The organism is Peteryoungia rhizophila (assembly GCF_004912145.1).
Taxonomy (GTDB): domain Bacteria; phylum Pseudomonadota; class Alphaproteobacteria; order Rhizobiales; family Rhizobiaceae; genus Allorhizobium; species Allorhizobium rhizophilum.
In genome coordinates, this window is record NZ_STGT01000003.1 from 538,602 (window position 1) to 553,660 (window position 15,059).

13 protein-coding genes and 1 riboswitch are annotated in these 15,059 nt (G+C 60.4%); of the genes, 3 read left to right on the top strand and 10 right to left on the bottom strand.

Going from position 1 to position 15,059, the window contains the following annotated elements; all coding sequences use genetic code 11:
- Nucleotides 1-35: 35 nt before the first annotated feature.
- The 7 genes from E9677_RS13775 to E9677_RS13805 all read right to left on the bottom strand — a co-directional run bounded on the left by E9677_RS13775 (nt 36) and on the right by E9677_RS13805 (nt 9,589).
- Complete coding sequence (locus E9677_RS13775) at nt 36-242, bottom strand: hypothetical protein (RefSeq protein WP_136558640.1); 207 nt, start codon at nt 240-242, stop codon at nt 36-38.
- A gap of 161 nt (nt 243-403) precedes the next feature.
- Nucleotides 404-2,602, bottom strand: a complete 2,199-nt coding sequence (locus E9677_RS13780) for an esterase-like activity of phytase family protein (RefSeq protein WP_136558641.1) — start codon at nt 2,600-2,602, stop codon at nt 404-406.
- A gap of 98 nt (nt 2,603-2,700) precedes the next feature.
- Complete coding sequence (locus E9677_RS13785; protein ID WP_136558642.1) at nt 2,701-3,603, bottom strand: DMT family transporter; 903 nt, start codon at nt 3,601-3,603, stop codon at nt 2,701-2,703.
- Between the two features lie 130 nt (nt 3,604-3,733).
- Nucleotides 3,734-3,887: riboswitch (FMN riboswitch) on the bottom strand.
- 140 nt (nt 3,888-4,027) lie between these two features.
- Nucleotides 4,028-4,303: a DNA-binding protein HupB gene (hupB, locus tag E9677_RS13790; protein WP_006727558.1), complete on the bottom strand. Its 276-nt coding sequence runs from the start codon at nt 4,301-4,303 to the stop codon at nt 4,028-4,030.
- Between the two features lie 206 nt (nt 4,304-4,509).
- The gene (gene lon / locus E9677_RS13795) at nt 4,510-6,927 is read right to left on the bottom strand and encodes an endopeptidase La (RefSeq protein WP_136558643.1); all 2,418 of its coding nucleotides are present in this window, start codon (nt 6,925-6,927) and stop codon (nt 4,510-4,512) included.
- A 463-nt stretch (nt 6,928-7,390) separates the two neighbouring features.
- On the bottom strand, nt 7,391-8,668 hold the full coding sequence (gene clpX, locus E9677_RS13800; RefSeq protein WP_112242673.1) for an ATP-dependent Clp protease ATP-binding subunit ClpX: 1,278 nt from the start codon (nt 8,666-8,668) through the stop codon (nt 7,391-7,393).
- Between the two features lie 285 nt (nt 8,669-8,953).
- Nucleotides 8,954-9,589 carry an ATP-dependent Clp protease proteolytic subunit gene (locus E9677_RS13805; RefSeq protein WP_136558644.1) on the bottom strand — a complete coding sequence of 212 codons (636 nt, stop codon included), beginning with the start codon at nt 9,587-9,589 and terminating at the stop codon, nt 8,954-8,956.
- Nucleotides 9,590-9,947: 358 nt separating this feature from the next.
- Here E9677_RS13805 and E9677_RS13810 point away from each other — a divergent pair, with 358 nt between their 5' ends.
- A complete protein-coding gene (locus E9677_RS13810) occupies nt 9,948-11,204 on the top strand; it encodes a GGDEF domain-containing protein (protein WP_136558645.1) in 1,257 nt (418 codons plus the stop codon).
- A 51-nt stretch (nt 11,205-11,255) separates the two neighbouring features.
- Complete coding sequence (locus tag E9677_RS13815) at nt 11,256-12,500, top strand: cytochrome P450 (RefSeq protein WP_136558646.1); 1,245 nt, start codon at nt 11,256-11,258, stop codon at nt 12,498-12,500.
- Here E9677_RS13815 and E9677_RS13820 read toward each other — a convergent pair.
- Entirely contained in the window at nt 12,490-13,473 is a 984-nt protein-coding gene (locus E9677_RS13820) for a helix-turn-helix transcriptional regulator (RefSeq protein WP_136558647.1), read from the bottom strand. The two genes, E9677_RS13815 and E9677_RS13820, sit on opposite strands and share 11 nt — an antisense overlap.
- A gap of 118 nt (nt 13,474-13,591) precedes the next feature.
- Here E9677_RS13820 and E9677_RS13825 point away from each other — a divergent pair, with 118 nt between their 5' ends.
- Entirely contained in the window at nt 13,592-14,251 is a 660-nt protein-coding gene (locus tag E9677_RS13825) for a glutathione S-transferase family protein (RefSeq protein ID WP_136558648.1), read from the top strand.
- 76 nt (nt 14,252-14,327) lie between these two features.
- On the opposite strand, the gene E9677_RS13830 is transcribed toward E9677_RS13825, so the two are convergent.
- Together E9677_RS13830 and E9677_RS13835 are read right to left on the bottom strand one after the other, a co-directional pair.
- Nucleotides 14,328-14,564, bottom strand: a complete 237-nt coding sequence (locus tag E9677_RS13830) for a hypothetical protein (protein WP_136558649.1) — start codon at nt 14,562-14,564, stop codon at nt 14,328-14,330.
- A gap of 104 nt (nt 14,565-14,668) precedes the next feature.
- The gene (locus tag E9677_RS13835) at nt 14,669-15,013 is read right to left on the bottom strand and encodes a cupin domain-containing protein (RefSeq protein ID WP_136559062.1); all 345 of its coding nucleotides are present in this window, start codon (nt 15,011-15,013) and stop codon (nt 14,669-14,671) included.
- Nucleotides 15,014-15,059 lie beyond the last annotated feature (46 nt).

A 15,059-nucleotide genomic window follows, 5' to 3' on the forward strand; every position in this document is an offset into this window, starting at 1 on the left:
GGGGCGCCGTCACCGGCGCCCTTCTTTTTCTGCGATCAGCGACCGGTAATGCGGCGAGGATCATCTATGTAGCAGATCAAAGTCGAACCGATCATCAGAGCCAGATAGGTCAGAAAAAGCTTCCAGAGTGTGGCCATCGTTACCAACTCTATACCCCAGAAGCAGAGAGCGAACAGCGTCGCGAGCGCGATCGTCGCCACCACGCAAACAGGTCTCAGAACGTTGACGACTTGAGTGATCATCACAATCTCCTTCATTGCCATCGCGATTGTATATCGCCACACAGCACAATCAACCGCTGAAGGGTGAGACTGGTTAACTGCGCAAGGAACGGGTTCAAACATGGAAAAGGTCGGGTGAGCGATCACCCGGCCTTTTCTGTTTCGGAGCTTGGATCTTTCGATCAGTTGGTGCCCTGCAGGTTCACTTCCCAGAACAGGGTCTCGCCAGACGAGTCATCCACGCCGTCGTTGTCGGTGACGGCAAAGGCCTTGCCCGATGCGTCGAAGGCGAAGCCTTCGAGCTTGTCGACGACGTAGCCGTTGGTGGCAGCCTTCAGGTCGGGGATGAAGTCATGAACTTCTTCCTTGGTGACGGTCGGCAACTGCTCGCCGATCTTCCCAGGCTTCAGATCGGCAATGGCGACGCGGTAGAGCTTCTTGAGCTTGGCGTTGTCGCCGATCTGGTTGTCACGTTCGACGATGTAGACTTGGTCGCCATGAGCAGTGATTTCCGACAGGCCGACCCAGCCTTCACCAGCCGCTTCCAGCGGATAGCGAACGGCGCCCCATTCCTTGGACTTCGGGTTGTAGGAGAGGAGTTTGACCGAACCCTTTTCGTCATCAGCCCACTCGCGCTGAACGGCCATCCAGAGCGTCATGTCGTCACCGGTACCGACACTGGTGATGCCTTCGAGCCCGAAGCGGGTCTGGCCGGCGAGCAGTTCCACGGGGAAGCCGATCTCGGCCTTGATCTCGCCCTTGGCATCGACGTTGTAGAGGCCGTGGCCGACGAGCTTGGCAGCATCGCCTTCCGACGCCAGCCAGAAGCCGCCCTTGCCGTCGAGTGTGATGCCCTCGAGGTCGAGCTTCTGGGCAGCAGAACCGCCGCGCGTGATCGGCAGGGCCGTGGTGATGACGGCCGGCTTCTGCGTCGCGTCGATCGTGAAGATCGTCGGCTGCATGGCATAGAAACTGTCATTGACGGCATAGAGCGTGCCGGCCTTCTCGGCATCGCCGACGAGACCCGAGAGAGCGCCCCAACCGATCGGCGCGCCATCGACCATGGCGGACTGGATCATCGGATAGGCGGGCGTGCCTTCAGCCAGCTCATAGAGCATGACATGCGACCGCGCCCCACCGTCTTCCCCGAGATCGACCTCGTTCGCCGTGACGAACAGGTTGCGCGAGGGAATGGCAACGGCGCCTTCAGGGGAGACGCCCGACGGCAGAAGCTGGGTGAGTTCCGGCTCGGCGCCGGTATCCTTGTAGACGGCGGCGATCGACGAACGCTCGGCGAGAACGAAGAAATAGTTCTGGTCGCCGAAGGTTGCGGCTTCCAAGCCTTCCGGCTCGACGCCCTTAGAGCGGGCGCGCTTGTCGGGGAAGTGACCGATCTGGGCGATCGCCATTTCCAGCGAAGCACCCGATTCGTAAGCAACCTTGCCAGTCTTGTCGAAAATGGTGAAGCCGCGTGAACCGCCGTTCCAGTCGCCTTCATTGGCGATGACGAGGCGGTCGTTGTCGAGCCACTTCACAGCGTCAGGCTCGCGCGGAACGCCGTCCTTGGTGCCGGTGAACTTCAGCGCACCGTCCGACTTGGTGTCGATGCCGGTGAGATCGACCGTACCGGCGGAGAAATGGGCCTTCACTTCGCCGGTCTTGCCGTCGACGATGGCAATGTGGTTGTTTTCCTGCAGCGTCACGGCGATTTCGCCGAGATCGTTGATGGAGACAAATTCCGGCTCCGGATCTTCAGGCGAGATCTCGGCGAGGCCGGTCAATGCGACCCGCTTCATGGTGCCGCAATCGGCAACGCCGTCCGTCAGGGAGAAAATGACCAGATCGCCAGCCGGCATCTGCGGCAGGGCGCCATCATTGAGCTCTTCGTCGCGTTCGTTCTCAATGGCGATGGCAACAAAGCTCTTGTCCGGCGACACGGCAACCGAATCCGGCTGGCCGCCGATGTCGCAGGTGCCCTCGACAGTCTTGCCGGCGATGTCGACCACGGCGAGCTTGCCCGACGGGTTGGTGAAGCTCTCAGACGTGTTGACGCCGACGAGAACCTTGCCACCGGCGACGGAAACAGAAGTCGGTTCGCCGTCCATCATCAGCACACCGGCAGCCTTCGGTGCTTTGGCGTCCGTGATGTCGATGAAGCCGATGCCGCCGAGCGGGCTGTCGGAATAGATCAGGGTATTGCCGTCTTCCGAGGCCGTGATGATCTCGGCCGAGGTGGTGGAAAGCTTTTCCTTGTCAGCCGGCAGATTGGTGGCGACCGGGAAAGCGGCAATACGGTTGAAGACTTGCTCAGCTGTGGCCGGCAGGGCCACGGATGCGAAAAGCGCCGCCGTCAGGGCGACGCGGGAAAGACCATGGGTCATCGGGAAACCTCCAGTATCCAGAAATGGAACAAGGGGGTTTTGGGGCAGTCCGATGACAGTCGGATGACAGTTGGCCGGTCATCCGACGAATCCTCACATCAGGCCGCCTGGGACGTTTCCTTGCCCGCCTCGCGCAGCATCAGGAAGAGCGAAGCTCCGAGGATCAGCAAAGCCCCGAGCCAGAGATAACCGCTCGGCGCGTAGCCAAAGACGACCCAGCCGGCAAAGACGTTCAGCGGCAGCTTGAGGTCGTCGAAAGGCTGGACATAGGCTGCATCCGCCGCGTTGTAGGCGAGCGTGAGGAGGTATTGGCCGAAGGCCGTCAGCAGACCGGCGGCAAGTAGCAGCCAGAGAGTGAGCCCTTCCGGAACGGCAAAGCCACCGGCGACCGCGAGCCCCGCATTGATCGGTGTCAGCAAGACGAGGAGCCAGACGGTCACGGTCTCGGGTGCTTCGTAGTGCGTGAGGTTCTTCATGATGAGGGAAGAGCCGCCCCAGAGAAGTGCTGAAATGACCGGCAGGAGGGAAGCCAGCGTGAACGTATCCGACCACGGCTGCAGGATGATCATCGCGCCGATGAAACCCGTGAGCGTCGCGAGCCAGCGATCGCGACCGACGGTCTCGCCGAGGAAGAGGCGTGCCCCGATGATGATGAAGAAAGGCGAGGTCATGACGAGTGCGATGGCCTGCCAGATCGGCACGGTGGCGAGGCCCGTCACCCAGGCCTGGACACCGAAGGCGGCGAGCAGGACGCGCAGGATGTGGCGGACCCGATAGGCCGTCTTCATGGCGCGCAGGCCGAGCCGGAAGAGCAAGGGAAGCGAGAGGACGAGGGCGAAGCCATATTGCCAGAAAGCGGTCGAGGCCGGCGGGAAGCCGAGCGTCATGGCGAGCCACTGCGTGACGACATTGAGTGCGGCGAAGGCGATGCCCGCAAGCACCATGAAACCGGCGCCGAGAACGGCCCGGGAGCGCAGAATAGAAACCGAGCTCTGATTCATGTCATGTTTCCTTTCCAAAGGACCAACACAAATCAGGACAGATGAGGGCGAAAACCGCACCCGGACGGGCACGGACCTGCGCAGCAACGCCTCCCGGATCCGCAGCGAGCGGATGAAGGGCGCGGCCTGACCTCATTCTCTTTCATCCGGACTTTAACCGTCGGCTCCGGAATCACACCGGATCTGCTGACCCTGCCCTCCCCTAGGTGAAGACAGGCGCTCGCGGGCTTCGAGGTTTCCCCCTTACCGCCGGTGGGGAGTTTCACCCCGCCCTGAGAACGAATGCCGGATAATCCGGCACGACAGAAATATGACACGTTTTGCTGCAGCGCAAGATGGGCAAAAAGAAAGCCCGGCACGAAGCCGGGCTCACCAGAGTGTCAGCTGACCATCGGCACCGAAGGGTGGCGACGGTCACGACGGATCAGCTGTTGACAGCGTCCTTCAGGCCCTTGCCAGCCGTGAACTTCGGAACGTTGCGAGCCGGGATATCGACTTCAGCGCCGGTGGACGGGTTGCGGCCCTTGGAGGCTTCGCGACGGGCGACGGTGAAGGCGCCGAAGCCAGCGAGACGGATGTCGCCGCCGTTCTTCAGTTCAGCCTGGACCGTTTCAAAAACGGCATCAACGGCAGAGGCAGCGTCAGCCTTGGTGAGGCCAGCCTTCTCGGCGACCGCGGATACGAGTTCGTTCTTGTTCATGTTTCCACCCTTTCTGATTGGTATGAAACGACTCAAATGATTAAGTCGGGCGGAGAATACGAAAGCTTCTGCCCTTCGCAACTCAAAAGCACCCGAAAGCCCCGGAAAACAAGCCTTTTAAGCGGCTTTTCACAAAAAAGGCTGGCATAAATGCCAGCCTTTTTGTCGGTTTTGGAGCTTTGTGGCTCACTTATGGCAGATTTGCCTCAGTGAGCGATGGTTGCACCGGTTTCATCGGTGCCGTCGACCACGCCGATCGCCGGCGTTTCAACGGTTCCATCCCACTCGATCGGCTCGGGTACACGGACCAGAGCGTGGCGGATAACCTCGCCCATCCGGGATACCGGAACGATCTCCATGTTGTTCTTCACGTTGTCCGGAATGTCCGCCAGATCCTTGGCGTTCTCTTCCGGGATCAGCACCTTCTTGATGCCACCGCGAAGGGCTGCGAGCAGCTTTTCCTTCAGGCCACCGATCGGCAGGACACGACCGCGCAGGGTGATTTCACCCGTCATGGCGACGTCCTTGTTGACTGGGATCCCAGTCATGATCGAGACGATGGCCGTTGCCATGGCAACACCGGCGGAAGGACCATCCTTCGGGGTGGCGCCTTCTGGAACGTGGACGTGGATGTCGGACTTGTCGAAGCGCGGAGGCTCGACGCCGAAATCGACGGCGCGCGAGCGGACGTAGGACGCCGCTGCGGAAATCGATTCCTTCATCACTTCCTTCAGGTTGCCGGTCACCGTCATGCGGCCCTTGCCCGGCATCATGACACCTTCGATGGTCAGCAGTTCGCCGCCTACTTCCGTCCAGGCAAGACCCGTGACAACACCGACCTGATCCTCGCCCTCGGCTTCGCCATGGCGGTAGCGCGGGACGCCCAGATATTCGTTGATGTTGTCACCGGTGACAGCGACCGAGGTCACCTTGCCCTTGATGATTTCGGTCACGGCCTTGCGGGCGAGCTTCATCAGTTCGCGTTCGAAGGAGCGCACGCCGGCTTCGCGGGTGTACTGCTGGATGATCGCCATGATCGCCGAGTCGGCCACGGAGAATTCCTCCGGACGCAAGGCATGTTCCTTGATCGCCTTCGGCAGCAGATGCCGCTTGGCGATTTCGAGCTTCTCATCCTCCGTGTAACCAGCAATGCGGATGATCTCCATACGGTCCATCAGGGGACCCGGGATGTTCAGCGTATTGGCGGTCGTCACGAACATGACGTTCGACAGGTCATATTCCACCTCAAGATAGTGGTCCATGAAGGTCGAGTTCTGTTCCGGATCCAGCACCTCGAGCAGGGCCGAGGACGGATCGCCGCGGAAATCCATGCCCATCTTGTCGATTTCGTCGAGCAGGAAGAGCGGATTGGACCTCTTGGCCTTCTTCATCGACTGCACGATCTTGCCGGGCATCGAGCCGATATAGGTGCGGCGGTGACCGCGGATTTCGGCTTCGTCACGAACGCCACCGAGCGCCATGCGCACGTATTCGCGGCCGGTCGCCTTGGCGATCGACTTGGCGAGCGAGGTCTTGCCGACGCCCGGAGGGCCGACGAGGCAGAGGATCGGGCCCTTCAGCTTCGTCGCACGTGCCTGGACGGCGAGATATTCGACGATGCGTTCCTTGACCTTGTCGAGGCCGAAGTGGTCCTCATCGAGGGTTTTCTCAGCCGCGTTGAGGTCGATCTTGACCTTGGACTTCTTGTTCCAAGGCAGGCCGAGCAGCCAGTCGAGATAGTTGCGCACGACGGTGGCTTCCGCCGACATCGGACTCATGTGGCGCAGCTTCTTCAGCTCGGCATCGGCCTTTTCCTTGGCTTCCTTGGAAAGCTTGGTCTTGGCGATGCGCTCTTCCAGTTCGGCCATCTCGTCACGGCCGTCTTCGCCGTCGCCGAGTTCCTTCTGGATCGCCTTCATCTGTTCGTTGAGGTAATACTCGCGCTGGGTCTTTTCCATCTGGCGCTTGACGCGCGAGCGGATACGCTTCTCGACCTGCAGGACCGAAATCTCGCCTTCCATGAAGCCGAGCGCCTTTTCAAGACGCGTCTTCACGCTCACCGTTTCCAGCATTTCCTGCTTTTCGGTGATCTTGATGGAGAGATGCGAGGCAACGGTGTCGGCCAGCTTCGAGTAGTCCTCGATCTGGCTCGCGGCGCCGACGACCTCGGGGGAGATCTTCTTGTTCAGCTTGACGTAGTTCTCGAACTCCGAAACCACCGAGCGGGACAGAGCCTCGATCTCGACCGGATCTTCGGCCGGTTCGGCCAGAATGCTCGCCTTGGCTTCGTAATAATCTTCGCGGGCCGTATAGGCCTCGACCTTGGCGCGGGCACGTCCTTCGATGAGCACCTTGACGGTGCCGTCGGGCAGCTTCAGGAGCTGCAGGACATTGGCGACGGTGCCAACTTCGTAAATGGCGTCCGATGCCGGATCGTCATCACTCGCATTGATCTGCGTGGCCAGCATGATCTGCTTGTCGGAGCCCATCACCTCTTCAAGAGCGCGAATGGATTTCTCTCGTCCGACGAACAGCGGGACGATCATGTGAGGAAACACCACGATGTCGCGCAGAGGAAGCACCGGATAGGTGTTCGCCTCATTTGCAGCTGACGTATTCGTCATTTCACTTCCTTTCCAAGATCCCGGGGAAACCGGGACAAAATGCCGACCCAAAAAGCGGCGTCAGGCATATTTTTCGATCCTCCAACAAGTGGAGTGGCATTCCCACCAATTCAAGCCTGTCACCGGGGCCGATCCCGAATCTGTGACATCAGCATGACAGACCTTGTCGGCTTTCACACTACTCCGTGTAGCTGATGCGAACCATACGCGTGACCTCGTCGCTCCGATGGTCGTCGGCCAGTCGCATGGATGATCAGGGACGCGGATACGCGGTATCAGCAGGGCGACGCACAAGCGCTCACTATTGCTTCAGTTCTAGCCCAATCGGCGGGCCTGACAACAGCGCAATACCGTAAAAGGGCACCGGGCCTGGGATAACCACAGGCAGCACCAAAAAAAGATCGCCGAAAACGAAAGAGCCCGCCACGAGGGCGGGCTCTTCGTCAGGATCGATGTGGTGCGATCAGGCGGAGGCGTTGGCCTTCTCTTCCTGACGATCAGCATAGATGTAGAGCGGACGAGACTTGCCGTTGACGACGTCGTCAGAGATGACAACCTCGCGAACGCCTTCCAGTTCCGGCAGTTCAAACATCGTGTCGAGCAGGATCTTTTCCATGATCGAACGAAGTCCACGGGCGCCGGTCTTGCGGGTGATCGCCTTGCGAGCGATTTCACGAAGCGCGTCCTCGTGGAAGGACAGTTCGACGTCCTCCATTTCGAACAGGCGCTGGTACTGCTTCACAAGCGCGTTCTTCGGCTCGGACAGGATCTGGATCAGTGCGTCCTCGTCCAGGTCTTCAAGCGTCGCCAGGACTGGCAGACGACCGATGAATTCCGGGATGAGGCCGAACTTGACGAGATCTTCCGGCTCCAGTTCACGCAGCACTTCCCCGACGCGGCGATCGTCTTCCGCCTTCACCGTTGCGCCAAAACCGATCGAGGTCTTTTCGCCACGGGCGGAGATGATCTTGTCGAGGCCGGCAAAGGCGCCGCCGCAGATGAACAGGATGTTGGTCGTATCCACCTGCAGGAATTCCTGCTGCGGATGCTTGCGACCGCCCTGCGGCGGAACGGAAGCGACCGTGCCTTCCATGATCTTCAGAAGCGCCTGCTGGACGCCCTCGCCCGATACGTCGCGGGTGATCGAAGGATTATCCGACTTGCGGGAGATCTTGTCGACTTCGTCGATATAGACGATGCCGCGCTGAGCGCGCTCGACATTGTAGTCCGCCGACTGCAGAAGCTTCAGGATGATGTTTTCGACGTCCTCACCGACATAGCCGGCTTCGGTCAGCGTCGTTGCATCCGCCATGGTGAAGGGCACATCGATGATGCGGGCCAGCGTCTGGGCAAGATAGGTCTTGCCGCAGCCGGTCGGGCCGACGAGCATAATGTTCGACTTCGCCAGTTCGACATCGCCGCCCTTGGAGGCATGCGACAGGCGCTTGTAGTGATTGTGCACGGCCACCGACAGGATCTTCTTCGCCTGCTTCTGACCGATCACGTATTCATCGAGAATCTTGATGATGTCCTGCGGCGTGGGAACGCCGTCGCGAGACTTGACCATCGAAGACTTGTTCTCTTCGCGGATGATGTCCATGCAGAGTTCGACGCATTCATCACAGATGAACACAGTCGGTCCGGCAATCAGCTTGCGGACCTCGTGCTGGCTCTTGCCGCAGAAGGAACAATAAAGGGTATTCTTGGAGTCACCGCCGTTGCTTCCGCTGACTTTGCTCATGTCTTTATCCTTCCAGCACGCCGCGCCACCGCAGTCACGGCAGGGCGGTCACTCACACTGTCCGGCTCCCACCGCCGCCGTTGGGGGGAACCTCTTCCGATCCGGAGCTACTAGCCGATCCGACCATGTCGGAGCGGCGGCAACGAAAACTCCCAGTCTCGGCAGACTATGTCACAAAGATTCAACATAGCCTTAATCACACTATTAGCGCTTTTACGCCGACTTTAAACCCCGCCTGCCATCACGTCTGCCGGCATCTGGTGATGCCGGCAGCAGAAGCGTGGATCAAGCCGACGGTGCGACGCCTTCCATTTCGACGCGCGATGTCAGGATACGGTCGATCAGACCCCATTCCTTGGCTTCGCTCGATTCCATGAAGTGGTCGCGATCGAGCGTGTTGTCGACTTCGTCATATGTCTTGCCGGTATGCTTGACATAGATCTCGTTCAGACGACGCTTCATCTTAATGATGTCACGAGCATGGCGCTCGATGTCGGAAGCCTGTCCCTGGAAGCCGCCCGACGGCTGATGAACCATGATGCGGGCGTTCGGGGTGGCAAAACGCATGCCCTTCTCGCCGGCGGCCAGCAGCAGCGAGCCCATGGAAGCGGCCTGGCCAACGCAGAGCGTGGACACAGCCGGGCGAATGAACTGCATCGTGTCGTAGATCGCCATGCCGGCGGTGACGATGCCACCCGGCGAATTGATGTAGAGCGCGATTTCCTTCTTCGGGTTTTCGGCCTCGAGGAAGAGAAGCTGGGCGCAGACGAGCGAGGCCATGGTGTCTTCGACCGGCCCCGTCAGGAAGATGATCCGCTCCTTCAGCAGTCGAGAAAAAATGTCGTAGGAGCGCTCGCCACGATTGGTCTGCTCGACGACCATCGGCACCAGAGCGAGAGCGGTATCAACGGGATTTCTCATGTCGGTCCTTTTTAAGCCTCTCCCCGACACATCCGGTGGCGGGAATCACGTAATCTTTGTCAATCCCTACATAGAGTGTCCGCACCCCGACATTCAAGACACGAGGGCGGGATATCCTTAATGGTCGAAATGCGCTCAGCGCTGCAGATCCTGACTTTCCGGCCAGTCGACAGAGCCGTGGTAGCCATCACGTCTTATCGATACACAAGAAACGGCTAACATGGTGAAATTTCGGTAACTCTGCCCGTTGCACACGTCCGGGAACCAACAGGATCCTGCTGGTTTTAATAGTGACTGTTTAACCTGCTTGAGCCATTCTGGGGCGATAGTCTGCCTAAATCATTTCAGGAATTGCATCGTGATCGACGTGAAGACTGCGTTTTTGCTCTGGGTTATCCAGGCCAACACGCTCGCGATTCTGCTCATCGCCATATGGCTGCACGCCCGCGACCAGCGACATTTCCTCTGGTTCGGCCTCGGCTTTCTCCTGCATGCCAGCGGCCTAGGCCTGGTCGGCATCCGCGGGCAGATCCCCGATTTTCTCTCGATCCAGGTGGCCAACACTATTTCGCTGGTCGGCTTCAGCCTCTGGGCAAAGGGGTTGGCCGCCCTCGACCATAGGCCGGCGCCGCGTCTTATCTGGATCCCGCCGACCCTCTGGATCGTCCTAAACCTCGTGCCTTTCATCCGGGACGAGTTCGCATTCCGGGTCTCCCTCTACAATGCCGGCGCCTCGATCGGTTTTCTGATGCTCGCGGTGATCGCATCCCGCGCCCGCTTCAGTACGAGCCGCAACCGGGCTCTTCTTACCTTTCTCTGGGGTGCACAGGCCATTGCTGGCATCGGCTACACCGTCTTCGTGCTCTTTCAACGTCCGACGAGTTTCTCCGACAATTTCTTCGGCATGTGGATGGGAACGATCGCCGTGATCGGCTTCATCACATCGGTCGTGATCCTCGCCAAGATCACGATGGATCGCTCGGAGGAGCAACTGCAAGCGCTGGTTCGCACGGATCCGCTGACAGGGGCACTCAACCGGCGCGGTTTCGCCGAGGCCTATCAGGGGCTGGTGGAGAGTTCGCCCCTCGACACGCTGGGGGTCCTGGTATTCGACCTCGATCACTTCAAGCAGATCAACGATCGGCATGGCCACACGACCGGCGACCGGGTGTTGCAGGAATTTGCGCAGGTCTGCCGGTCGCTGCTACCCCAGCGCGCGGTCTTTGCGCGTACCGGCGGCGAGGAATTCGCGGCCGTGCTGGCGATCTCGGAGCCCAGGGATGCAGCGCTCTTTGCCGAAACCGTACGCCTGGCGCTCGCCGATCGCAGCATCCCGACGGATGATGAGGCGATCTCCGTCACGACCAGCGTCGGCATTTCGGTAAGCCCGCTCCGTTCGGCCAATCTCGACCACCTCCTGTCGGAAGCCGATCTCGCGCTCTACACGGCGAAGGCGCAGGGGCGAAACCGGACCTCGGTTCGCGCCGGAAACAGGATCGTCACCGTTCCGCCGAGCCGCGAAGAAAGTCCGCTGCAAGAGGTCGATCGCCAGGCCGACCGCCAAGTGGCCATCCTCAATCGCATCTCCGCCGTTGCCCACAACCTGGAAGACTGAGTGCCAGCGACTGCCCTTGCGCTCGGGAATGCAGAGGATAAACAGAACGGCATGACACAGCATTCCTTCCTCGCCATCGATCCGGCTACGCGCCGGGTCTCGCTCGATGCCCGCGATCCGGCCTTTTACGGCGATCCGAACCGCGCTTACGCCGCGCTGCATGCGGCCTGTCCCACCTTTTACTGGGAAGAGCAGAAGCAGTGGTTCTTCACCGGCTACGACCATGTGAACGCCCTTCTTCGCGATCGCCGATTCGGCCGACAGATCCTGCATATCGCGACGCGCGAGGAACTGGGCATGCCAGAACCCGCTGAGCACACCCGGCATTTCGACAAGGCAGAGGAACACTCGCTGCTCGAAATCGAGCCACCGGAGCACACGCGCCTCAGAACGCTGGTCAACCGCGCCTTCGTCTCGCGTCATGTGGAGAAGATGACGCCGGAGATCGAGGCGCTCGCCAACCGGTTGATCGACGGCTTCGAAAATGACGGCAAGACGGAGCTTCTCGCGAGCTTTGCCGACATCATTCCCGTGACGATGATCGCGCGAATGATCGGGATCCCTGAGGAAATGGGCCCGCAGCTCCTGAAATGGAGCCACGACTATGTCGGCATGTATATGTTCAAGCGCAGCCGCGCCGACGAAGAGGCCGCCGATCGTTCGGCGAAGGAGTTCGCCGATTATGTGCGACAGGTGATCGCCGAGCGGCGGGCCGAGCCACGCGACGATCTGCTCAGCCACATGATCCATACCGAGCACAAGGGCCAGTTCCTTACTGAAGATGAGCTGATCTCGACGACAATCGTGCTGTTGAATGCCGGGCACGAGGCGACCGTGCATCAGATCGGCAATTCGGTTCGGGTCATCCTAGAAAGCGGCATCGATCCGGCGACGATGTTCAGCGACGAAAAGACGACCGAAAGAACCGTCGAGGAGACGCTTCGTATCGGTGCGCCCGTACATATATTCCAGCGCTGGTGCCTGGAACCCTGCGAGATCGACGGCGTGTCCTTCAAGCGTGGCGACAAGGTGAGCCTGATCCTGGCGGCTGCCAATCTCGATCCGCAGAAGTTCTCCGATCCGCTGACCTTCAAGCCTGCCCGAGACGAAGGTGCCAATCTCTCCTTCGGCGCCGGCATTCATTTCTGCATCGGTGCGCCGCTCGCCCGTCTGGAACTCAACATCGTGTTGCCGCTGCTCTTCCGGCGCCTGCCGGGTCTGAAGATCGCCGAGGCACCCACCGTCAAGGATGTCTATCATTTCCATGGCCTGGAGCGGCTCGACCTTACCTGGTGAGGTCGGCCGCGTCGGCGTAGCGGGCAGTCAGGGTTTCGACTGCTTGACGCATGGCGAGACGCAAGTCCGGCGGGTCGATGACCTCGGCCTCCGTTCCGAGCTTCAACATTTCCGACACGGCCATGCGTTCGTGCGCCACGGGCAAACGGACCGTCCGCCAGCCGTTTTCGTCGGCCTCGCCGATGTATTCGAGGTTGGCTCGCACATAAGGGGGCGCCATGTGCTCGATCTCCTTCAGCCCCCATGCCGAGAGACGGATCGTGGCCCGGTTGGGATAGAGCTCCACTTCGAGCCGCCGCGTGTTCTCTGTCCAGTAGGTGGCGAGATCAAAATCTTTCGGCCAGTCGAAGCGCTCTTCGGTGACGATCAGGTCGAGCACGCGGGAAATGCGGTAGGTCCTCGGCGTCTCGTCGACACGCGCAACGAGATACCAGGCGCCGCCCTTCATGACGATGCCGAGAGGCTCGGCGACCCTGTTCTTCTCCGCCTTCCAGGAGCGATAGCGCATGCGGATGCGCTTGGAATTCCAGACAGCATCGGCGATCGCCTGTAGATAGGCGGGCTGCTCACCCTCGGCGAGCCAGGCCGGGGCGTCGAGGTGGAACTTCGACTGTATCCGACGCGCGCTTTCGCGCAGATCCTCGGGCAAGGCAGCGGTGAGCTTCTTCTGGGCACCCGCCATCAGCGAACCCAGGCCGAGATCGGCGGCAGCACCCGGGATGCCGGAGAGAAACATGGCCTCCGCTTCGGCTGGGGTCAGACCATTGAGGCGAACGCGATATCCGTCGAGGAGCCTGTAGCCGCCATCGGAGCCGCGCTCGCTGTAGACAGGGATGCCCGAGAGGGAGAGGGCATCGACATCGCGGTAGATGGTGCGCACCGAGACATCGTTTTCCTCGGCCAGCGCCTCGGCGGTCACCAGCCCCTTCGCCTGCAGGGTGGTCAGAATGTTGATCAGGCGGCTGGCACGCATCGAAAAAATCCTCATCTCGACGAGAACACTAAACCAACCTGACACATTCTGACAGGTATGGTGGCGCAATCTCTCTTCATCGCCACACGGCGTGATGCATTTCAAAGGGAGACACAAGATGACCAAGAACCAGCCGATCACCCTCTTCTATTCGCCCCAGACCCGCGCCACCGGTGCGCGTGTGCTGCTGGAAGAACTGAACGTTCCTTACGAATTGCATGTTCTGAACATGAAGGCCGGCGAGCAACGGCAGCCGGCCTATCTGGCGATCAACCCACTCGGCAAGGTGCCGGCGGTGCGCGTCGGTTCGTCGCTCGTGACCGAGCAAGCAGCCATCTATCTCTATTTGGCAGATCTGTTTGCCGAGGCCGGCCTCGCGCCGGCATTCGACGATCCCGATCGCGGTGCCTATGTCCGCTGGCTGTTCATCGCCGGTAGCTGCTTCGAGCCGGCTGTGGTGGACCGCTACCTGAAGCGGGAGCCGGCATCTCTCAATGACACGCCTTATGCGAGCTACGAGTCCCTTATCGACATGCTGGAAAACGCGCTGACGCCTGGCCCCTACCTACTCGGCGAGCGCTTCTCGGCAGCCGACCTGCTCTGGGGCATCGCCTTGCACTGGACGACGATGTTCGGTCTCGTGGAGGCGCGCCCGGCCTTCCAGGCCTATATGAAACGCCTCAACAATCGTGCGAGCATTCAAAAGGTCTCGGCCGAGGATGCCGCGATGGTCGCCGAGCACGAAGCGGCGGTACAGCAATCTTTGAAGGCGGGCTGACGTCCTCAGGCGTCCGCCGGTCGCACGCGCTGGACCGGGTCGATCCCATCGGGGAGATCGGCCCGGTCAAAGCCGGTCAGATCCAGTTCCGGCTGTCAGCAGCAGCACAGCCATAGGGCGGCGGATTGTTGGGGAATGTCTGCCGCAACTGATCGCAACCCCATTTGCGGATCGCGAGCGGCAGGCGGCTGTTGATTTCGATGCCCACCTCATCATAGGGGCTGCCGGTATTGCTGACATAGGCGTACCAGCGCCCACCGACGAGGATGGAAAGCGCGACGAGCACGATGAGTGCCACACGGAAAATCTTCATAAATCATACCCTTGCTGAAAACGGCAGGGGCGTCCTAGACCCGTCGAAGAATAATCTCCAGTGATCCGCGCCACACGAGGCTGCAGAATTCTTCGCGCAGAGGTTTACAGCCGGATGACATAGTCCTTGCGAGTCGTTTCAAGGACTTCCCAGGTTCCCTTGAAGCCGGGTCTGAGGATCAGGCGGTCGCCTGCCTTGAGATGGATCGGCTCCCCGTCATCTTCGGTGACAACAGAGTGGCCTTCGAGAATGTGGAAGTATTCCCATTCGTCGTAAGAGATCCGCCACTTGCCCGGCGTCGACTGCCAGATGCCGGCATAGATGCCGCCGTCCGCTTCCTCGATGTTCCAGGTGGTGAAGCGCGGGTCGCCTGAAATCAGGCGATCGGCGGCGGGAGCGCCCTCTTCTGGCGTGACGGTGGAGGGATCGAATGGCAGGGACAGGCTCATCATGGTCTCCGAAATGAGGGGCGGCGATGTTCGTGCATCGCCGCCC